Here is a 20290-nt window from a genome sequence, read left to right as displayed (position 1 = left end):
CTCAAAATCTGTTCTTTCCATGAAAAGACACTATATATTAATCAGCGCTTTGCTTTTAGGATTGACCGTGGGGTGTAATGAATCGCGACTGGATCAGCTAAATCCCAATGCGGTTACAACGGATAGTTATTTTAAGACCGATATACAGATACGAAGTGCCACAAATGGTATTTATGCCGCTCTTCAATCGACCAATCTGGTTGCCCGTGAATGGTTTTTTACGCACGATCTGCGTTCCGACGATGTAGCCTCTGGTGGTGGTCAGCTAGAAACGCCACGCAATCAGTTGTTGACCGGTGTTCACGACACCGGCAACTCGCTGGTAAGTTCCGTCTGGACGGGTGACTACCGGGTTATTCACCGGGCCAACGTCGTTATCGACAAGGCGGCTGCCTCTGCGGCCACGCTGACACCGGCGGTCAGTAATCAAGCGGTTGCCGAAGCTAAATTTCTGCGCGCCTGGTCTTATTTCGATCTGGTGAGTCTGTGGGGTGGAGTACCGCTGTACAAAACCTACGTCACCTCGCTGGCGGCTTCTGCCCCCCGATCGCCCGAGGCTGATGTGTATGCCTTCATCGTGTCGGACCTGAAAGCTGCCCAGGATGCGCTGCCTGCTACCTATGATGCGTCGAACCAGGGAAGGGCTACGAAAGGTGCTGCCCAAATGCTGCTCGCTCGGGTGTATATGCAACAGGGCGATTTTGCCAATGCTAAAACGGAACTCCAGAAAATCATCAGTTCCGGACTCTATCAATTGGTCGATGAATACAACGACAACTTTACGGAGGAAGGCGAATTCAACAAAGAGTCGATCTGGGAGGTAAACTTCCTGCCATCGGGCGGTTCCTTTAACTGGAATGGCGATGCGGATGGCGCTTCGGCTGGCGAAGAAACCGTTCGTACCCAGGAGTATTCGGGTATCGGATGGCGCAATATTATTCCTTCAAACAGCCTGCTGGCGGAATTTGAAAAAACCAGCAAGGGCGACACAAAAACCGATCCTCGTTATGCCAAATCGGTGTATACTACGGGCGATAAATACAACAGGGACCAAAACGTACTGACCGATGCCCAGCAGAATGGTTTCAGCTCCATGGTTGACGGTAAGGAGCAGAAAGTAAGCTGGCGGAAATTTACGCTGATGTACAAGGCGGGTGTATCCACCACGGGTGGTATTAACCAGCGCATTATGCGTTATGCCGAAACCCTGCTGGCCATGGCTGAGTGCGAAAACGAACTGGGCAATACTACCAGTGCCGTCAACTACCTGAACCTGGTTCGGGCCCGTCCAAGTGTTGCCATGCCTGCTTACCCGACGGCCAACTATCCGACCTCGACAAAAGACCAGGTATTCGCGGCCATTGTACACGAACGCCGGATTGAATTGAACGGTGAAGAGATTCGTAACCGGGACATCCTGCGCTGGCGTAAACAGGGTAAGCTGAAAACGGAGCCGTTTGCTTATTTCCAGAAGGGAAAACATGAGCTGTTACCCATTCCCCAGCAGGAAATTGACAATAATCCAAATGTGGGTATAAAAGGCCAAAATCCTGGCTATTAACCGAATACTAATAGAGAATAGACTGCTAATGACACCGGAGCATTCCGGTGTCATTGTTGTAATAAAGGGTTCTATACCAATTGTAGACGTTTCAAACGACATACTTTCTCCAATACGAACCCCTGAATTCTATGAACGAATGGTTATTTTTGACTGCTTTGGTAGAATTTTCCGAACGTCCGGCACCCCGGTTAATACTATAGCCACCCTGCCAGGACAAAACATTTATATTTATGAAAAAAGCAATTTTACTCAGCCTGTCCCTGTTAACCTACACGCTTTCAGTAGCCCAAAACGCTACCGTCTGGAATGGAAAAAGGTGTGCCGTTGTCCTTACGTACGACGATGCCCTGGATGTGCACTTGAACAATGTTATTCCGGTTCTGGATTCGGCTGGCTTAAAAGCAACTTTTTATCTGTCAGGCTATTTTCCGGGCTTCGTCAACAACATTTCCCGCTGGAGATCAGCGGCTACAAACGGACATGAGCTAGCCAATCACACCTTGTTTCATCCCTGCATTGGCAATACACCGGGGCGCGATTGGGTAAAGCCCGAAACGGATTTGAGCAAATACACTGTTCAGCGAATGACGGCTGAAATGAGAATGACCAATGTCCTGCTTAAAACCCTCGACGGGCAGTCAGCCCGCACCTTCGCTTACCCTTGTGGCGACACGAAAATTGGTGACGTCGATTATTACAAAACAACGGAAGGCGATTTCGTTGCGGCTCGGGGGACCAAAAGTGAGATGAAGAAAATTACCGATCTCAACTTTGCCGAGATCGGCTCATACGCGATCAACGGAGAATCGGGCGAGCAACTGATCGAACTGGTAAAGCAGGCACAGTCAACCAATTCGGTACTGGTCTTTTTGTTTCACGGGGTTGGTGGGGGGCACTCGCTGAATGTCGCCCTGCAGGAGCATAATAAGCTGGTCCGGTACCTAAAGCAAAATCAATCCGGTATCTGGGTAGCGCCGTTCCTTGAGGTGGTTCAATTCGCAAAGGCCCACCAACCGAAGCAAAAATAGATTCGCCCATGAGAGATAAGCTTCTTCTTCTGCTGTTCCTATTCGTAAGCCTGGGGTACCGTCTTGCAGCACAACGCGTGGTGATCCAGCAAGTCAACCCGTCTATACAAAGCAGGTACGCAGCCATGCAACTAACCCAGGCGCTTACCGCCCGCCATTACAAAGTAGCTGCCAGGGCTGGAAAATCCGATTATATCATTCGTTTGGCCACAGATAACCGGCAACTAGACAGCGAAGCCTATGCCATTGGTCGGCAGGGGAATCGGGTAACCATTACGGGTGGCGATAGCAGAGGGCTTATTTACGGTAGCCTTTCGGTCGTCGAGTCCATCCAAAATGGGGGTTCATTAGAAAATCTGAACCCTCAAAATGAGAAACCTCATCTGCCCCTGCGCGCCATCAAGTTTGACTTACCCTGGGATACGTATCGACACAGTGCCGCCCTCGATCTGCATTACGAAACCTGCCGGGACACCCTTTACTGGAAGGCGTTTCTGGATATGATGGTCGTCAACCGATTTAATGCCCTGAGTTTATGGAACCTGCATCCGTATACGTTCATGATCAGGCCCACCAACTTTCCGGCGGCTACTCCCTTCAACGATCAGCAGCTGGCTGAGTGGCAATCCCTTTTTCATGCCATTTTCCGGATGGCTAATGAGCGGGCAATCGAGACCTATCTGGTCCCTTTCAATATTTTCACCAGTCCTGAATTCTCGAAAGCCTACAACATTAACCCCAAATTAAATAACCTCGAGCATGTCCATTTTATCGACGGCGACACCTCGGCAATCGTAAAGCGATACACGCGCGAATGCGTGACGCAGGTCCTTCAGGAATACCCCGAACTCACCGGCTTTGGCCTGACGCTGGGTGAGGCCATGGGCGGCATGACTCCCCAGCAGCGCGAAGACTGGATGAAAGCGACGATTCTTGATGGGATGCGGCAGGCCGGACGAAAAACAAAGCTCATTCACCGAATTCCATTTTCCAGTACAACCGGCTCACTGGGCGTTACCAGCATCGAAACCGAAAAGCTGACGCGGAAATCAATTGAACGCGAAGGCGCACTGGACTTCATTGAAGGGCCAATATGGGCTGATTTAAAGTACAACTGGTCGCACGGGCACTCCACCCCTACACTCGTTAAAGTACATGGCGGCAAGTTATACGACACGTATTTCAAACCCGACCCATCGGCCTACAAAATTACCTGGACGGTTCGAAACGAAGATTTTTTCTGCCTGCGGTGGGGCGTTCCCAACTTTGTAAGGGCGCATGTTGCCGCCAATAACCAGTCGTATGTGGGGGGCTATTTCCTGGGTTCGGAGACTTATATTCCGGCCAAAGATTACTTTACGAAACCGGGCGGGCCGGTCGTCTGGAAATACGCCTTTGAACGGCAATGGTTGTTTTATAAACTATGGGGCCGTTTGCTCTACAACCCCGCCACCCCCGACGCTCTTTTCCAGGCTGAATTTGTCCGTCGATACGGTGCCCCGGCAGCGCCTTTACTGGAGGCTTATTCCCTGGCCTCATCCACACCCTTACGGCTGGCATCGGCGTTTGATTTCACTTGGGACTTTTCATTGTACAGCGAAGGGATGATGGCTTTCGATGCGCAGAAGAATGTTGCGTACATCTCGGTCAACCAACAAATCACTCAGCCAACGCTGGACCCGAATTTCGTGTCGGTCACTGACTATGTAAAAGCAGCTGCATCAGGCGGTGTATTTGGTTCTGAAAAAATTACGCCCCCTGTGTTAGCTGGCCTGCTGGAATCCGATTGCCGGAAAGCCCTGCAACTCGTCCAAACGATCAACGTAAAAAGCAGTCGCTCGCTGCTGTACGAAGTGTCCGATGTGAAGGTTTGGACCAATCTGGGACTCCATCTGGCCGAAAAGCTTAAAGCTGCTGTGGCCTTGCAAACATACCGCAGCACGGGGCAGGAAGCCCAAAAACAGTCGGCTATTCAACATCTGAAAGAGGCTCTCCGCTATTGGGATGCCGTCATATCCATTACCCAACCGCTTTATAACGAGATGCCTCTGGTGCATCTGACCGAACAAAAGGGACACACCTGGGAGGAAAACAACAAACTCCGCTTTCACTGGACAAAACTTCGTCCTGACGTTGTAAAGGACATAGAGATGGCCGAAAAAGAGGAGTCAACGGGGAAAAAATGATGAATTCCAGTCGCTTGCTTTTGTTATTTCCGCGATGTCAGGTCTGAGTGCCCGACATCATACGAACTCAGTAAACTAACACCAAACAAAAAGCTCCCTCAAACCTGAAGGAGCTTTTTGTTTGGTAAAGGATGGCATCTCACAAGTAGGCTTTAATTCGTAAACAGGTAATCTGCCAACAGGTCTCCGACGAACAGATTACTGACTATCAATCCTTTAACCAATCAACCATTTACCTGATGACTTCTGCACAAGTACTTACGGCGTGATCATCTCCAGCGACCCGTCGGGATTGCGCTTCAACTCTCGCACTTTAATGTTGCGCAGGTGTGTTTTACCCGTCAACTCCACATCATGGTAAAAGATGTACCATTTCCCTTTGAATTCTACGATGGAATGGTGGGTTGTCCAGCCGGTTACGGGCTTCATGAATGTGCCCTGATACGTAAAGGGACCATAGGGTGAGCTACTGGTTGCATAGGCCAGAAAGTGCGTGTCGCCTGTTGAATACGAAAAGTAGTATTTTCCATTGTACTTGTGCATCCAGGCACCTTCGAAAAACCGCCGATCATGATCGCCCGCCAACAGGGGCTTCCCGTTTTTATCGATGATTTTCACATCCTTCACGGGCTCGTCGAAAGTGAGCATATTTTTGTTCATCCGAACAACTTTGGCACTGAGGGCTGGCTCCTTATCTTTTCCTAAATCAGTTTTCAACGCTTTGTTGTACTTGCCGGTTGCCCAGCGCTGAAGCTGACCGCCCCAGATGCCGCCAAAGTACATATACGTGGTGCCGTCGGTGTCCGTGAAAACGGCCGGGTCAATGCTGTAGCTGCCCGGAATGGGGGCTGGTTGGGCTTTAAATGGCCCCGTTGGCGATTTGCTGGTCGCTACGCCCATCCGGAAAACATCCTGCTTATCTTTCACCGGAAAATACAGGTAGTATGTTCCATTTTTGTAAGCCGCATCGGGGGCCCACATCTGTCGGCCCGCCCATGGAACGTCCTTAATATCCAGAGCTACCCCATGATCGGTTACCTTGCCATTGATGTTGTCCATCGAATAAACATGGTAATCGCGCATGTTAAAATGGCCCCCTTCGTCGTCTTCAGGCACGTTAGCTTCAATATCATGCGACGGATATATATAGATTTTTCCATTAAAGACGTGCGCTGACGGGTCTGCCGTATACAGATCCGTAACCAGCGGCTTTGGTTTGGCGGCCGGGCTTTGGCAAATACCATCGTTAATGCCAATACCAATCAGCGCAAGGGCAGCAAGGGTAATTTTAGTTGAGGTAAACATAGAAAACAGGGTAAGTAAAATAGCGATGTTCAAAAATTAAAAAACGAGTCTGGCAGAAGCCGCTCGTGTGTTTGTCCTACAGGTCAACTACGTACGTCGGGACGACTCTCTGACAATCAGTTCATAATTCAATAAGATAGTGTTTGTCGTGCTGATCCGCAATTGTCCTTTCAGATGGTTAATTAAACTCTGGGCGGCAATTTCGCCCATTTCCTGACCGGGATAATGAATGGTTGTGAGGTTGGGCTCGACCAGAAGCGCAACGGGATCATCATTAAAACCTACTACCGCAATATCCCCCGGTATCGAGAAGCCGTTTTTTCGTAACCCGCCCAGACAACTGGCGGCACAAATATCACTGGACACAAAAAGACCGTCGGGCGGTGTCGCCATTTTAGCAATGTCATTAGCAACGTCAAGACCGTCCTGACGGGTAAATTGTGTCATTCTGATAAGATCGTTTTCAATGGGAAGGTCGTTTTCAAGCAAGGCCATTTTATATCCCTTGAGCCGATCGGCATACACATTTCGTTTGATACTGCCGGTTACGTGCATGATCCGCTTACAACCCTGCTGGATCAAATGAGTGGTTGCGTCGTACCCGGCCTTTAGGTTATCGATCACAATATTGGTACAGTTTTTCTGCTGCATGACCCGATCGAATAAGATAATGGGAACGCCTTTCCGAAAAAATGTACTAAAATGATCCAGGTTATCCGTGTCTGCTGCCAACGATACGAGTAATCCATCGACCCGGCTGTTGTACATCGTTTTCGCATTGGCCATCTCCTTTCTCGAGGATTCGAGGGATTGGCTGATGATCAAATTGTAATTAGCCTCGTTTGCCACTTTTTCCATACCCGCCAGTACCGTCGACATGAAGGCACTGTCCAGCCTCGGGACAATAACACCAATCGTTTTGGTCTGCTGTCGGCGCAGGTTACTGGCAAATGTATTGGAGCGATAACCCATCTCCAGCGCTTTACTGCTGATCAGTTGCTTGGTGTTGCTGTTGATAGCCGGATGATCATTCAGCGCTCTACTCACCGTAGCCGGAGACAGATTCAGTAATTTGGCTATATCATAAATAGTGGTTTCTTTCTCCATAATTGGCTTTGCAGTGGGTTTCCGTGTCATACCGTACCTGTTAAAATCGGGCACTGTATGAGTAACTAATGCAATCGGTTGAATCGCAAGATGTCCTAAAACACACAAAAATCAGGTTAAGCAGACAAATTGCCTAAAAACCAACCCCCATTTTAACGTTATTTCTTAGTTTTCGTACCCGATTTGCCAGCTAAATTGGACGCTTACTTTATCAAACGACAACACTTTATACCGCCGAACTGACCAAAACCCGATGTCCGTTATTTAATCAGGCAACTACAAACGTAGATAAAGGATCAGGGTGTAAATCTATAATTTTTTTGAAAAACTTTTGCAACCGATTGCAATTATAAAAATTATCAGGAACTTTAGACTCAAAATAAGACGCTGATTTTTTCCCAACATCTTCCCGTCTTAGTTTGGAATTGCCAAAGTGAAATTTTTCCCTCTTTATCATAGGTAACAACTACAGCCTCCTGCTATCTGGCAGGAGGATTGTTTTTATACAGTGCTGGCGAAACTATTTTCTGGAGTTGGCGCTCCGCTCAGCAGGCCCATTTATTAATCAGCAAAAATCTGAACATGTTGATCACCTGGACATCAGCAACTAACAACGTATACGCATGAAAACTCTGGTTAGATTAAAAAACCAACTTGGTTTATCGATGCTCCTCGGCAGCATGGCCTTCATCGGAACCGGGCTTAGTCCCGAACCAACGGCAGATGTATCCCTAAAAGATGCCTATAAAAAATACTTTCCGATTGGCGTGGCCGTTGCTCCCCGCAATTTAACGGGAACGGATGCTGACTTAATCATCCGGCAATTCAATAGTATTACACCCGAGAATGCCATGAAAATGGGGCCCATTCACCCTGAAGAGAATCGGTATTCCTGGCGGGATGCCGATGCCATTGTCGACTTCGCCCAAAAAAATGGAATTAAAGTACGTGGCCACAATTTATGCTGGCATAGCCAGGCACCTCGCTGGTTTTTTACGGATTCGACTGGAAAGCAGGTTAGTAAGGAGTTGCTTTTAAGCCGGATGAAACGCCACATCATCGATGTCGCCACCCGCTACAAAGGGAAAATATATGCGTGGGACGTTGTTAACGAGGCTGTGCCTGATACGGGTACAGGCGTCTATCGCCAATCTAAATTTTACGAAATTCTGGGGGAAGAATACATTGAGAAAGCCTTTGAATACGCGCACCAGGCCGATCCGGACGCCCGCCTGTTCTATAATGATTACAATACCGAAAATGCGGCAAAACGGGCGAAGATCTTTCAGTTGGTGAAGAAACTGAAAAGTAAAGGTGTTCCCATTCACGGCGTTGGCCTGCAGGGGCACTGGTCCATTTATGAACCAACCATTCAGGAGTTGGAGACGTCCATCAAGCAGTTTGCCAGTCTGGGTTTGGCCGTGCAGATAACGGAACTAGATGTATCCGTTTATCCCAAAGAGCACGAACGTCGCGAAAAGCGACCCACGGACATTAGCGAATTTACCCCCGAAATGAATGAAAAGCAGGCGGCTCACTACAAGATGCTATTTGATGTATTCCGGAAACATAAGAAAACCATCACAAACGTTACCTTCTGGAATGTATCCGACAAAACGACCTGGCTTGATAATTTCCCCGTTCCGGGCCGCAAGGATTATCCCCTGTTATTCGATCAGAATTACCAGCCTAAAAAAGCATTCTATAGCGTTGTGAAGTTTTAATAAACTTGCTTACAAACAATTCGCCCAGGTTTGCCTACCCAAAAAAAGGCCTGCTTCCGACTTAGAAGCAGGCCTTTTTTTGGGTAAAGATTTTGACATATCCGTACCAATCTCCTTTGCTTTATGAAAATGAACTGCCTGATTGACGGACGAAATACATGAATTATGTAGCTTGCAGGCAATTTTATTATCGTAACTCGCAGGCAGTTGTCAATGGTTGAACAGTACAAACAACAGCACCCGTATTTGCTGGCCTTAGATTCCATCATTTTTGGTTTTGATGGAGAGAGTTTAAAAGTGTTGCTGGTTAAGCGGGGTCTTGAAGAAAAAACCTGGTCTTTAATGGGGGGATGGCTTCAGCCTAACGAAAGTCTGGAGCAGGCTGCCGCCCGAATTCTGTTTGACCTGACCGGATTGACCAATGTATATCTGGAACAGTTGTATGCCTTCGGCGAACCTGATCGGGACCCAATTGTACGTACTATATCGGTCGCCTATTTTTCGCTGGTTAAGGTGGCGGATTACGAATCCAAGATTTCCGGGACCTTTCAGGCCCGCTGGTTCTCTATTTATGATCTCCCACCCCTACTCTTCGACCACGGCGATATGGTTGATCTGGCAATTAAACGACTTCGTTATAAAGCCGCCCAACACCCCATTGGCTTTGAACTGCTGCCAGAAAAGTTTACTCTCCCCCAGCTAAAGAAGTTGTATGATGCAATCTACAATACTGACTTCGACAAGCGGAACTTTAGCCGCAAAATCCTTTCAACGAATTTGCTCATCAAACTGGATGAAAAGCAAAAAGGCTTTTCTCGAAAAGGCGCTTTTTATTATCAGGTAGACATGGCTAAATATCAGCAGCTTACCTCCTCCTTTCTGAATTTTATCCCCAATTCAGACACCATTCTGTAGCCAACAACTCCCTGAGTTCTGGTTTATCAACTTTATGGCTTCACCTTTCTGGTGCCATCCTTACTTGTAAAAAAATAGTAGGTGTCAACTTGACATTTAAATAATAAGTGTCAACTTTACACTACTGAAACTAACCTGGTCTCAGGTCGGGGACATGTCTGAATTAATCAGCCGGTATTTTGCAGGAACAGGCTCGTTACCGGACCATTCAGCCAGATTCTTATCCAGATAAAATTGAACCTATCAACGCATAATCAACTCTCAACTCATGTCAACTGTCACGCTGGGTAACCAGGAATTTTTCACCGGTATTGGCCCTATCGCCTACGAAGGCCCTAAATCTAAAAATCCACTTGCCTTTAAATGGTATAATCCGGATTTGATCGTTGGCGGAAAAACCCTCCGCGAGCAGCTTCGTTTCGCCATTAGTTACTGGCACACCTTTACGGGAACTGGTGGTGACCCTTTTGGCCCCGGTACACGCGTTTTCGCCTGGGATCAGGACAACGATGCCGTTGTGCGGGCCAAATTGAAGATGGATGCCGCCTTTGAATTTATCACTAAAATGGGCGCTCCCTATTATTGCTTTCACGATGTGGACTTAGTCGATGAAGCCCCCACTGCGGCTGAATATGAGAAACGTCTACAGGCCATTGTCGAGTACGGCCAGCAGAAGCAGAAGGAAAGTGGTGTGAAACTTTTGTGGGGCACGGCCAACGTATTTTCAAACCCTCGTTACATGAACGGGGCGTCTACAAACCCTGATTTTGCCGTGCTGGCTTATGCCGGTACACAAGTAAAAAACTCAATCGACGCAACGATTGCACTGGGTGGTGAAAATTACGTATTCTGGGGAGGCCGCGAAGGCTACATGTCGCTGCTGAATACCAACATGAAGCGCGAAGTAGAACACCTGGCTAAGTTCCTGACCATGGCCCGGGATTATGCCCGCAAACAGGGCTTTACCGGTACGTTTTTCATTGAGCCAAAACCAATGGAGCCGACCAAGCACCAGTATGATTACGATGCGGCCACGGTTATTGGTTTCCTTCGTCAGTATGGCCTGGATAAAGACTTTCAGTTAAATATTGAAGTAAACCACGCTACACTGGCGGGCCATACCTTCGATCACGAACTGCAGGTAGCCGCCGACGCCGGTATGCTGGGCAGCATCGACGCCAACCGGGGTGATTACCAGAATGGCTGGGATACCGACCAATTCCCCATCAATCTATATGAACTGGTAGAAGCTGCACTTGTGATTCATCAGGCTGGTGGTATCAAACCCGGAGGCATCAACTTCGATGCTAAAGTTCGCCGGAATTCAACCGACCTTGAAGACCTTTTCGTAGCCCACATTAGCGGTATGGATGCCTTTGCCCGCTCATTTATCGTGGCTGATGCCATTCTGAAAGATTCAGACTACCTCAAATTCCGCACCGATCGCTATGCCTCGTTTGATGCCGGACAGGGAAAAGCGTTTGAAGAAGGTAAATTAACGCTGGAAGATCTGCGCAGCTACACCATGGAAAATGGTGAGCCCCAGCTCCGTAGCGGTAAGCAGGAATGGCTCGAAAGCATTATCAATCAGTACATTTAAGCGTTTTTCTTCAAGCTGCTTTCTGCCTGGATTTGTTCAGGCAGAAAGCAGCCAATGTATATCTCCACCCTTATTCCTTGCCGGTATAGATTATGAAATTCTTCATTGATACGGCTAATCTGGCCGAAATTAAGGAAGCCGTCGAACTAGGTATTCTCGACGGCGTGACAACCAATCCATCCCTGATGGCCAAAGAGGGCATTGTGGGACAGGACCGAGTTTTGAAACACTATGTAGACATCTGTGAACTGGTAGACGGTCCTATTTCGGCCGAGGTAATTGCTACTGACTTCGCAGGCATGGTGCGGGAGGGTGAAGCGCTGGCGGATCTGCATCCCAACATCATCGTGAAAGTTCCGATGATCGAGCAGGGCATTAAAGCTATCAAATACTTCACACAAAAAGACATACGTACAAACTGTACTCTGGTGTTTTCGGCTGGTCAGGCCATTCTGGCAGCCAAAGCCGGTGCCACTTATGTGTCGCCGTTTGTTGGTCGCCTGGACGATATATCCACAGATGGGCTGGCACTAATTGCTCAGATCCATACTATTTACAGTAATTACTACAGTTTCGAAACGCAGATTCTGGCCGCTTCGGTGCGGCACCCGATGCACATTGTTAAATGCGCCGAGATCGGAGCCGATGTCATTACAGGTCCGCTGAGTGCTATTAAAGCTCTGTTGAATCACCCCTTAACCGATAGTGGTCTGGCAAAATTTCTGAGCGACTACAAAAAGGTAAATGTCTAACACATCAGAGATTACCTTTGTAAATTCTTGGACTGACAAGCCTCAGTGGTCTACCCGCTGAGGCTTTTTATTGTCGCTTATAGCCCGGAGAGGCAGAAACTCACTCAAAATATCACCGTCTACCTGCGAAGTCAACGGCCGTGCTATAGCATGACCCACCTACATAGGTAAACTTTTGGTCAAGTTATTCTTTTAAAAAAACACAAATCTGGTAATTATACTACAGGTACCAGTACCTCACCCCGACTGAGCAGCCGTGCCGTACGGACAACCCCCGACTTACCAAACTCTACCCTTCCATGCTGAACACGTTGATTCAGCAATACCGTAAACTCCCCGGTGGGATGCTCTACAGAGTAACCAAGCTCAGGGCTTGAAAGAAATACAGCAATTTCTTCAGCCACAGAGCCGGGTAGCAGGCATGCCGTGGCGGTTGAAATGGCTCCCAGCACACCAATGGCTTCGTGAACCCGGTGTGGAATGAACGTTCGTGTGCTAATCATGCCGCCTTTTGCGGGTGGCGAAATCAAACACATCTTTGGTACCGTTTTGTTCGTCACATCGCCCAGATTCATGAGCGGGCCAGCAGCCTGCCGAATACGTTCCAGAGTTTGTTTAAGCCGTTCGTTGGCTTCAAGTTCAGCGGGTGACTCATAACCCGTTACTCCCACCTCTTCAGCCCGAAGAATCACTTCCGGCATACCGTTGTCAATACAGGTCACCTCAATTCCGTCTACCACGTCCCGCACTCGTCCCGTAGGCAGCAGCGCACCGCAGGTTGACCCGGCAATGTCCAGATAATTACAGAGAATCGGAGCACCCAGTCCTGGCACCCCATCAACCTTTGCAAAACCTGTAGAAAGACCGGGAGCATACTCAACAACCCCACCGGGAGTATGGACCGTTACTTCGCAAATGCCCCCAGAATTTACCATGTTGATACGGGCCGAAGTAGTTGGGCTGCTGGCAGGAAACAAACCTGACTCGATAGCAAAGGGTAAAACGGCTGCCAGCATGTTGCCACAGTTTTGATCGGCCGACACCCGCCCGGCCCCGACAACGACCTGCAAAAACAAATAGTCCAAATCCGCGTCGGGCTTGTCTGAGCGGCTAACAACCGCAACCTTGCTGGTCAGTGACGTAGCGCCACCCAGTCCATCGATTTGACGAGGATCGCCACTACCAACGCCTTCCATGGCCGCCAGAATCAACCGGTTACGTTCGGTTTCGTCGGCAGGAAGGTCAGACGCCCTGAAGAATAACCCTTTCGATGAACCTCCTCGAAACTGCATAACCGGAATGACATGTTGTGGCATGGCTTACTGCTGGGTATGGTCAATTAAATTTTCGAGGCTTTTTAGTGTGGCCCGCGACATCACGGGGTTAATGTCCCGGGCGGTCAGCATTGCCACAACAGCGTCGAGCTCATGACTACGACGAATTGCGTGGGTCTTGCTGCCTTCCAGAAAGCGGTCGATCAGGGCGTCGTTGCCACCTACAACAGACAAAATCTGTTCCCGAATGTACGGCTCCAGCCCAAACGAGCGACCGGCTTCGACGGCTTCACCAATGATGGCTGCAATTCCTTTATACACAATAGAGCGTAATAACTTGCGAGTGGCCGCTTCACCCACCTGATCGCTTAGTATGCGAATGTCAAGCTGAAAGGGCAGTAGTTTTTCGGCAAACAAAGCCGCACCCGGCCCCGATACCAGAAACGACGTCAGGATGCCTTTGGGTGGGACAGGAGCCATAATGGCAACGTCCACGACCTGAACGCCGGTCGGACTAACAATGGCTTCGACACGCCGTTTGGTCTCGGGCGAAGCGGTGTTCATTTCGGCATATAGTTGCCCCGGCCGCAGAACCGGCAATACCTCGGCCGCAACAGTTTCCGCTGCCGCCGACAGGTTCACACTAAGAATGACATCGGCGTTTCGGGCGGCTTCGGCATTGCTGTTGGCCAGCTTAACGGCGGGTGATAAAGCCCGTTTGAGCGCCGGGTCATACCCGGTCACCTCTACACCTAGAGCAGTCAAATCAGTAGCAAAGCGACTCCCCGCTTCACCCAAACCAAGTATTGCTATCTTCATCGTAAGCGAAAGAGTGAGAGCGTGAAAGAGCGAAAGAGTGAATGTGTTAGCTTTTCATTCTTTCGCTCTTTCGCTCTTTCACTTCATTCCCACCCGTAAATTTGAATGGATGTTTTGCCTTGCCGGAGTTGTTCGCGGATGGCTTCTTCGCGGATTTCACGGGCAATGGCTTTTTCGACGGTTTCTTGAATCCGACCTTTCGGCACGACCACTACACCGTCGCGGTCGCCCACGATAATATTGCCGGGATAAATGATCTGTCCACCAATGATAATGGGTTGATTTAGGCTGCCGCCTTCAATACTCGATGTACCCTTAATGCACAATCCACGGCTGAAAACCGGGAAGTTCATCGCTTCAATATCGTCGGCATCCCGAACGCAGGCGTCGATGACCAGACCGGCGATGCCTTTTGTTTTAGCACCCAAACTCATTAAATCACCCCAGTAACCAGCTTCATAGTAGTCCGAGCAATGCACGACGAGCACATCACCCGGCTGGGCATACGCGTAGGCCCGATGCAGGATTTTGTTATCGCCGGGTATCGTCTGCACGGTATAGGCGGGTCCACAGATCTTCATGCCGGGCGCAATCGGTTTGATGGCCGAAGGCAGATTCCCCACTTTTCCGAGGGCTTCGTGGAGGGTAGCCGCCGAAAATTTTGCTAGTGCTGCATGAGTCATTTTAAAAGTTGTTTTACGGAGATTTTAAAGCTATTTCTTTGTGTATCCTGGTGTCGTCTCAGCGAATCCGCTTCAGCGGTTCGATCTGCGGCATAATTTTAAAAAATACTCGCTGTTATCCTTGGCACCTGACTTTGGTGGGCTTCGGCGAATTGGATGTGCTTTTGTCCCGATATTCGTCGGGCGTGGTTGGCGCGTCGGGAGGCCAGTTCAGCATAGTAGTCGCGCAGGTACGTTTGTGCACCCATACAGGCCATAGCTGCCTTCTTTTTCTCCATCACCGACGTAATATCTACGAAGGTATCCGGCACGAACCCACACAATTCGGGCTGGTGCGGCTCAAATGAGTACCAAACGGGCGGGTCGATGTTCTTGAAGGCACTGGGTACACCCGCCCCCGACGACAGCAACCGTGCCCGTTGAACCGCCTGAAACGCCAGCGGATGGTCGGGGTTGAATGGGTCTTTTTCGCTGTGTGTCAAAATAACCGTCGGCTCAAAATCGCCAATGAGGTTCGTGAGTTGTTCTACCCGTTCATCAGTCAGGATCATAGGGTAATCGCCCCAATCCAGAAATTGAATGGGCGTACCCAGGATGTCGGCGGCCTGCTGCGCCTGCTGGTGGCGAATCAACTTAACGCTCTCAACGCTGCGGTTCGGGTCTTCTTTCCAGAGTTCGCCCGATTCGCCCCGTTCGCCATACGACAGAGATACAACAAGCGTTTCGGCCCCTTCTTCCAGAGCCTTGGCAATGGTGCCAGCCGCCCGCCAGACAAAATCGCCGGAGTGCGCACCGATAATGAGGAGTTTTTTATTCATTTTGACTGATAGAATAAGTGAATGATAGAATGAATACTAGAGCGCTTTAAACCCATTCTATCATTCACTCATTCAAAATTGGCATGGGTGTGCCCTGAGTGTGAAAGCTGGCAATGGTGGGCAAGCCCCAGGCCTGGCCTTTTTTACGTTCTTCCAGGGTCCAGAAAACTGTTTTGTAATCAGGATCAGTGATCAGTCTGGCAGTGGTGTTGGCGATCTCGACGCGATTGCCGCCGGGTTCGTACACGTACAGGAAAAAAGTTTGCTGAATCGTATGCTTATGCGGTCCGGTTTCGATTTTGATTCCGTTTTCGAGGCAAATATCAGCCGCAATCAACACTTCTTCGCGGCTGTTAACGGCATATGTCACATGGTGAAAACGGCCCCGCATACCCATGTGGTCAACGGTAACGGCCAGGTCATAGGACTTCGAATTGACCATAAACCAAACAGCCTGCGGATTCATATCGTCGAGATTATCGACTATACTTTCGGTCAGGATGCCGCCTAAAGTCGGTATCTGAAAATCGCGAAAAGCCCGAACGTCGCTGGAAAACAAGTTGAGGTGATCGATACGCCGAACATTCATACCCCGTCCCGGAAACCGGCTTGCGGTGTTTTTAAGTGCCGATTGATCATGTGGCCCACTGCTGTATTTCTCGCTCTCGAAATACAGTTCGGTGAGGTGACCGTCGGGTGAGTAGAACGCATATGCCGGGCCATGCCCCAAATCGCCTTCGTTCCAGCCAATGCCCAGGCCCGTAGCTTCAATGGCGGCCACCCGCCGGGCCAGTGCCTGCGGACTACGGGTTCGCCAGGCAAAATGACGCATGCCGGCTTGCGGACTCGCGGTGAGCTTAAGTGTATGATGCTCGTAATCATCATAGGCACGCAGATAAACAGAGTCGCCGGCGGTAGCCGTGATCGACATGCCCATGAGTTCCGTAAAAAAACGGGTGCTTTCGTCTAGTTTGGGCGTCAACATCTCGACATGGCCCAGGTGGGCCAGATCCCAGATCGGTTCGTTCATGATGGGTTCAGGGTTGGTTATCGACGTCATCGTTTTCCTGCCGCTTTTACCACATTGGCAATCCAGGCAAACATATCGTCCAGATTATAATCGCCACTGTGGCCCCGGTTCCAGGGCAGTGCGAAGTTCACGTCGTACCCTTTGTTGGTCAGCTTTGTGTACAGGTTAATGGGAATTTGAAAGCCCGTATCCCGATCCAGGGCACCGTGGCGCAGGTACCAGTTTTTTGTAGTGACAGCCTTCGCATCGCCAATGAAGTTCATTGGATTGAGGAGAAAAGCCCGGTCTTTAACCGTTTTGTCAACCGTAGCCGATGGGTTGCCGGTAGCCTTTTGTAGACTGAAGTCGGTGAAGTTCACGGATTTGCCGGTCTGGTCGCCAAAAAGCATGTTTTCCGGTGTCTGGCCCGGATCAACGACACCCATTTTATCAAAGGCTGGTGGCGATTTGAGGGGCGTTTTCGAAACGACGTAGTTGAGATATGTATCCAGATCGATATCCGTAACAAATTCGCCCGGCGAACCCCGGAAGCCGGTATTCAGTTTCACCCCGGCAGCAGGGGGTATATCCGAGCCCGCGTTTCGTGCCTTTTGAGCCGACTGAATCAGGAATGATTTAAGGTAATCGCGGTAAATATCAGCCGTCAGGGGCGTTCCATTAGGTAATTTGAGGCCGAGGCTGCTCTGATAAGCCGGGTACTGAGCTGCTAGTTCGCCCGATACCGCAGCCTGCGCTTCTGGTAATGAGCGTACCCTGGCTACCCCAGCATACATCCACTCATACACCATATCGGCATGGTCCAGGTCAATGATGGGGCAAAAACTAACCGTAGCAAAAACGTCATCCCGGGCGTTGGCAGCCCCCAACGCGGTCAAATAAGGCTCGTAAGCCGGATGGTTCCCGGTGGCACCGAGTAGCGCCGACATGGCTCCCCCCGCACTGGTACCGTCGGTAATAATCCGTTCGGCACTGCCGGGCATCACCGCGTCATTATGGCGAAGGTACCGAACGGCGGCTTTCAGGTCGATAATGCCGGCGGGTGCCCGTCCGGTGAAAATTGTACGGCCATCGGGCTTCGTGATTTTGGCGTTCGAGCCTCGCGCACCGGGTATAACGACCACATAGCCTTCCTGCAAAGCCCGCCCGGTGGCATCGGTATTGGAGGGAGGCCCCGCCTTAGCCGCCATGTAGCCACCCACGTAGGTTCTTAGAAAAATGGGGGTTTTGCTGTTGTTCGTGAATGCTGACTCGGGAACATACAGATTCAAATATTCATACGACGAATCGGCTACGTTGGCGACATAATAGATCGTTTCATAGGCGCGGTATTTGACTGTTTTACCATCCAGAAATGTAAGCGTATTTTCGGTTGGTTTTCGGTTTGGATTAAACTTAAGCGGATCGTCGACAGTAGTCCCCGCCGTAGACGCCGATGTATAGCCTGCCATCAACATGACGAATGCGGCTGCCGATAGTTTCTTCATACAAAAGCTGTGCTTAGACGTGTTTTTTTCAGTTGGGCTTTATACCGAAACAAAGGTACCGCCCCCCCGAAGCTTCAGGCTGAAACACTTCTTTCTTTAATGGAAACAAATCGAACATAAAGGGTAGTCCTGATTAATTATTTAAGCTGTGTGACGTAATATTACTGGTCTCACTTACTCGTCTATTTAGTAACATAAGACACTGAAATAGTAATTAACCTCTTATAGGTATTCTTTTTCCGAGTCAGTATATAAAAGTGTAAGCGTTAAATCGAAAGACGATTTACGGACTATACCGGAAACAAAGTAAACGTATCGCCTGTGCACCGAATAACCCAATACGACGGTCTTTACGGAGAAGCTACCGCCAGACCAGACGCTGAGTATCTATTTTCCGAACTGCTGGAAACGCGAAGCCAGAGCTTTAACTGGGTTATTCAGCCCCATATACATGCCCGTTTGTTTCAGGTTTTTTTCATTGAAACCGGGCAGTTTGCCTTTCAGGAAGCTACCCGTACCCGGCAACTGACGGGGCCTTGCCTGTTGCTGATTCCACCCACCGCACTTCATGGTTTCATCTACAATGCTAACGTACGGGGCCGAATTCTGACCTTGTCGGATGCGTTGGTCGATACCTTATTTCCGAACGGATCACCCCTTTCGACGATGCTGAGTAGTCTGCAATGCCTCCTGCCAGTTGAAGAACCTTATTCACCTGACCAGATTATTGAACTAATTAAAACGATTGACGACGAACTGTTTGACGATCAACCCGAAAAACGGGTGATGCTACAGGTTTGTCTGCAACGGTTTTTTCTGGTTGCCTACCGGCTGTGGCAACAAAGTCAGGTGACTGGGTTAGGGGTGAATAACCTATCGCTCCAATATTTTCGCAAGTTTCAACAGCGCGTCAGGCAGGTAGGAACCAGCCACACAATTACCCAGTTTGCCGACGATCTGGCCATTACGCCCGTCCATTTAAACCGTATCTGCCAGTCTGTAGCGGGCAAATCGGCCAGTCAGTTGGTGCAGGAGCACATTCTCGACGAAGCCCGTAAATACCTGACCTACACCACCTATTCGGTTTCGGAGATTGCCTATCTACTCCATTTCGAGTACCCAAACTATTTTGCCAAGTTTTTCAGGAAACACATGCATTTATCACCAACCGAATTCAGGGAAAAGCAGACAAAGGTGTAAAACAGCTTAGATTTGACAGAATTCAATATACAAGGCCAACTAAAATCTGTCCACCAGGGATAGTATTCCTTGATGGACACGCAAGTCTATGGATGAAAATTGGGTAAGGCGGTGGGATGACAGGTACCGTGGTGCTGAATTTGCGTACGGCGAACAACCGAATAAGTATTTAAAAGAACAACTGGAAAAAGTAAAGACTGGCACCGTACTTTTTCCAGCTGAAGGGGAAGGGCGCAATGCCGTGTATGCCGCGAAGCTGGGCTGGACAGTCTACGCGTTTGATATAAGCCTGGCAGGCAAAGAAAAAGCCCTGCGGTTAGCGTCAGCCAACAACGTAATGATCGACTATCAAGTTGGCGAGCTGCAAACATTGACTTACCAGGCCGAGCAATTTGATGCCATTGCCCTGATCTATGCCCACTTCCCTGCTCCTATTAAATCATCCATCCACAGGTTGCTTGACACGTATTTGCGGCCGGGTGGATTAATTATTTTTGAAGCGTTCAGTAAACAACACATTGACTACATTGCCAGGGATGAGAAGGTAGGCGGTCCCAAAGAGGTAGCCATGCTATTCTCCATTGAGGAATTGACCGCTGACTTTCCCAATTATGACATTATCGAATTAGCCGAAAAAGAAATCGAGTGGAGTGAAGGGCTCTTTCACAATGGCCTTGGCGCTGTCATCCGTTTTGTCGGAAGGAAGAAATAAGTTTTGCTCCCCGACCTCCTGACAATCAGCGTTAAATCTGTTGGTAGAGAATAGTAAAACTCTTCATTATGTCCCTTTTACATTAACTC

17 protein-coding genes are annotated in these 20290 nt (G+C 49.3%); 9 read left to right on the top strand and 8 right to left on the bottom strand.

Annotated features, from left to right (window positions below; genetic code table 11):
- Window positions 1-19 precede the first annotated feature (19 nt).
- The 3 genes from ACYVK4_RS14495 (at window position 20) to ACYVK4_RS14485 (ending at window position 4778) form a co-directional block, all read left to right on the top strand.
- A complete protein-coding gene (locus ACYVK4_RS14495; RefSeq protein ID WP_461128237.1) occupies window positions 20-1561 on the top strand; it encodes a RagB/SusD family nutrient uptake outer membrane protein in 1542 nt (513 codons plus the stop codon).
- Between the two features lie 233 nt (window positions 1562-1794).
- Window positions 1795-2592 carry a polysaccharide deacetylase family protein gene (locus tag ACYVK4_RS14490; protein WP_461128236.1) on the top strand — a complete coding sequence of 266 codons (798 nt, stop codon included), beginning with the start codon at window positions 1795-1797 and terminating at the stop codon, window positions 2590-2592.
- A gap of 8 nt (window positions 2593-2600) precedes the next feature.
- On the top strand, window positions 2601-4778 hold the full coding sequence (locus tag ACYVK4_RS14485) for a glycoside hydrolase family 20 zincin-like fold domain-containing protein (RefSeq protein ID WP_461128235.1): 2178 nt from the start codon (window positions 2601-2603) through the stop codon (window positions 4776-4778).
- Between the two features lie 258 nt (window positions 4779-5036).
- Here the strand turns inward: ACYVK4_RS14485 and ACYVK4_RS14480 are convergent, their stop codons facing one another.
- Complete coding sequence (locus ACYVK4_RS14480) at window positions 5037-6083, bottom strand: glycoside hydrolase family 43 protein (RefSeq protein ID WP_461128234.1); 1047 nt, start codon at window positions 6081-6083, stop codon at window positions 5037-5039.
- Window positions 6084-6170: 87 nt separating this feature from the next.
- A complete protein-coding gene (locus ACYVK4_RS14475) occupies window positions 6171-7190 on the bottom strand; it encodes a LacI family DNA-binding transcriptional regulator (protein ID WP_461129599.1) in 1020 nt (339 codons plus the stop codon).
- Window positions 7191-7813: 623 nt separating this feature from the next.
- On the opposite strand from ACYVK4_RS14475, the gene ACYVK4_RS14470 reads away from it, so the two are divergent.
- From ACYVK4_RS14470 to fsa, 4 genes are all read left to right on the top strand, one after another.
- Complete coding sequence (locus ACYVK4_RS14470) at window positions 7814-8914, top strand: endo-1,4-beta-xylanase (RefSeq protein WP_461128233.1); 1101 nt, start codon at window positions 7814-7816, stop codon at window positions 8912-8914.
- Window positions 8915-9127: 213 nt separating this feature from the next.
- Window positions 9128-9829: an NUDIX hydrolase gene (locus ACYVK4_RS14465; protein ID WP_461128232.1), complete on the top strand. Its 702-nt coding sequence runs from the start codon at window positions 9128-9130 to the stop codon at window positions 9827-9829.
- A gap of 268 nt (window positions 9830-10097) precedes the next feature.
- Window positions 10098-11429, top strand: a complete 1332-nt coding sequence (gene xylA / locus ACYVK4_RS14460; protein WP_461128231.1) for a xylose isomerase — start codon at window positions 10098-10100, stop codon at window positions 11427-11429.
- A 92-nt stretch (window positions 11430-11521) separates the two neighbouring features.
- Window positions 11522-12181 (top strand): fructose-6-phosphate aldolase, encoded by a 660-nt coding sequence (gene fsa, locus ACYVK4_RS14455; RefSeq protein ID WP_461128230.1) that lies wholly within the window; start codon window positions 11522-11524, stop codon window positions 12179-12181.
- A 215-nt stretch (window positions 12182-12396) separates the two neighbouring features.
- On the opposite strand, the gene ACYVK4_RS14450 is transcribed toward fsa, so the two are convergent.
- The 6 genes from ACYVK4_RS14450 to ACYVK4_RS14425 form a co-directional block, all read right to left on the bottom strand.
- Complete coding sequence (locus ACYVK4_RS14450; RefSeq protein ID WP_461128229.1) at window positions 12397-13497, bottom strand: 4-oxalomesaconate tautomerase; 1101 nt, start codon at window positions 13495-13497, stop codon at window positions 12397-12399.
- A 3-nt stretch (window positions 13498-13500) separates the two neighbouring features.
- On the bottom strand, window positions 13501-14274 hold the full coding sequence (locus ACYVK4_RS14445) for an NAD(P)-dependent oxidoreductase (protein WP_461128228.1): 774 nt from the start codon (window positions 14272-14274) through the stop codon (window positions 13501-13503).
- An 83-nt stretch (window positions 14275-14357) separates the two neighbouring features.
- The gene (locus ACYVK4_RS14440; RefSeq protein ID WP_461128227.1) at window positions 14358-14957 is read right to left on the bottom strand and encodes a 4-carboxy-4-hydroxy-2-oxoadipate aldolase/oxaloacetate decarboxylase; all 600 of its coding nucleotides are present in this window, start codon (window positions 14955-14957) and stop codon (window positions 14358-14360) included.
- Window positions 14958-15055: 98 nt separating this feature from the next.
- Window positions 15056-15775, bottom strand: a complete 720-nt coding sequence (locus ACYVK4_RS14435; protein WP_461128226.1) for a PIG-L deacetylase family protein — start codon at window positions 15773-15775, stop codon at window positions 15056-15058.
- A gap of 64 nt (window positions 15776-15839) precedes the next feature.
- Window positions 15840-16805: a VOC family protein gene (locus ACYVK4_RS14430; protein ID WP_461128225.1), complete on the bottom strand. Its 966-nt coding sequence runs from the start codon at window positions 16803-16805 to the stop codon at window positions 15840-15842.
- Window positions 16806-16831: 26 nt separating this feature from the next.
- Window positions 16832-18289: a subtype B tannase gene (locus tag ACYVK4_RS14425; RefSeq protein WP_461128224.1), complete on the bottom strand. Its 1458-nt coding sequence runs from the start codon at window positions 18287-18289 to the stop codon at window positions 16832-16834.
- Between the two features lie 321 nt (window positions 18290-18610).
- Between ACYVK4_RS14425 and ACYVK4_RS14420 the strand changes: the two genes are divergently transcribed.
- Complete coding sequence (locus ACYVK4_RS14420; RefSeq protein WP_461128223.1) at window positions 18611-19489, top strand: helix-turn-helix domain-containing protein; 879 nt, start codon at window positions 18611-18613, stop codon at window positions 19487-19489.
- An 88-nt stretch (window positions 19490-19577) separates the two neighbouring features.
- On the top strand, window positions 19578-20201 hold the full coding sequence (locus ACYVK4_RS14415; protein ID WP_461128222.1) for a class I SAM-dependent methyltransferase: 624 nt from the start codon (window positions 19578-19580) through the stop codon (window positions 20199-20201).
- Window positions 20202-20290: the final 89 nt, after the last annotated feature.

It is taken from the genome of Spirosoma aerophilum (assembly GCF_054782495.1).
This window is presented reverse-complemented; position numbering and strand designations above follow the sequence as displayed.

Bases quoted from the DNA above. Each gene is read 5' to 3' on its own strand.
- ACYVK4_RS14435 (WP_461128226.1), bottom strand. From the start codon at position 15,775: ATGAATAAAAAACTCCTCATTATCGGTGCGCACTCCGGCGATTTTGTC.
- xylA (WP_461128231.1), top strand. From the start codon at position 10,098: ATGTCAACTGTCACGCTGGGTAACCAGGAATTTTTCACCGGTATTGGC.
- ACYVK4_RS14480 (WP_461128234.1), bottom strand. From the start codon at position 6,083: ATGTTTACCTCAACTAAAATTACCCTTGCTGCCCTTGCGCTGATTGGT.
- fsa (WP_461128230.1), top strand. From the start codon at position 11,522: ATGAAATTCTTCATTGATACGGCTAATCTGGCCGAAATTAAGGAAGCC.
- ACYVK4_RS14445 (WP_461128228.1), bottom strand. From the start codon at position 14,274: ATGAAGATAGCAATACTTGGTTTGGGTGAAGCGGGGAGTCGCTTTGCT.
- ACYVK4_RS14475 (WP_461129599.1), bottom strand. From the start codon at position 7,190: ATGGAGAAAGAAACCACTATTTATGATATAGCCAAATTACTGAATCTG.
- ACYVK4_RS14465 (WP_461128232.1), top strand. From the start codon at position 9,128: ATGGTTGAACAGTACAAACAACAGCACCCGTATTTGCTGGCCTTAGAT.
- ACYVK4_RS14415 (WP_461128222.1), top strand. From the start codon at position 19,578: ATGGATGAAAATTGGGTAAGGCGGTGGGATGACAGGTACCGTGGTGCT.
- ACYVK4_RS14450 (WP_461128229.1), bottom strand. From the start codon at position 13,497: ATGCCACAACATGTCATTCCGGTTATGCAGTTTCGAGGAGGTTCATCG.
- ACYVK4_RS14440 (WP_461128227.1), bottom strand. From the start codon at position 14,957: ATGACTCATGCAGCACTAGCAAAATTTTCGGCGGCTACCCTCCACGAA.
- ACYVK4_RS14490 (WP_461128236.1), top strand. From the start codon at position 1,795: ATGAAAAAAGCAATTTTACTCAGCCTGTCCCTGTTAACCTACACGCTT.
- ACYVK4_RS14485 (WP_461128235.1), top strand. From the start codon at position 2,601: ATGAGAGATAAGCTTCTTCTTCTGCTGTTCCTATTCGTAAGCCTGGGG.
- ACYVK4_RS14470 (WP_461128233.1), top strand. From the start codon at position 7,814: ATGAAAACTCTGGTTAGATTAAAAAACCAACTTGGTTTATCGATGCTC.
- ACYVK4_RS14430 (WP_461128225.1), bottom strand. From the start codon at position 16,805: ATGAACGAACCGATCTGGGATCTGGCCCACCTGGGCCATGTCGAGATG.
- ACYVK4_RS14495 (WP_461128237.1), top strand. From the start codon at position 20: ATGAAAAGACACTATATATTAATCAGCGCTTTGCTTTTAGGATTGACC.
- ACYVK4_RS14425 (WP_461128224.1), bottom strand. From the start codon at position 18,289: ATGAAGAAACTATCGGCAGCCGCATTCGTCATGTTGATGGCAGGCTAT.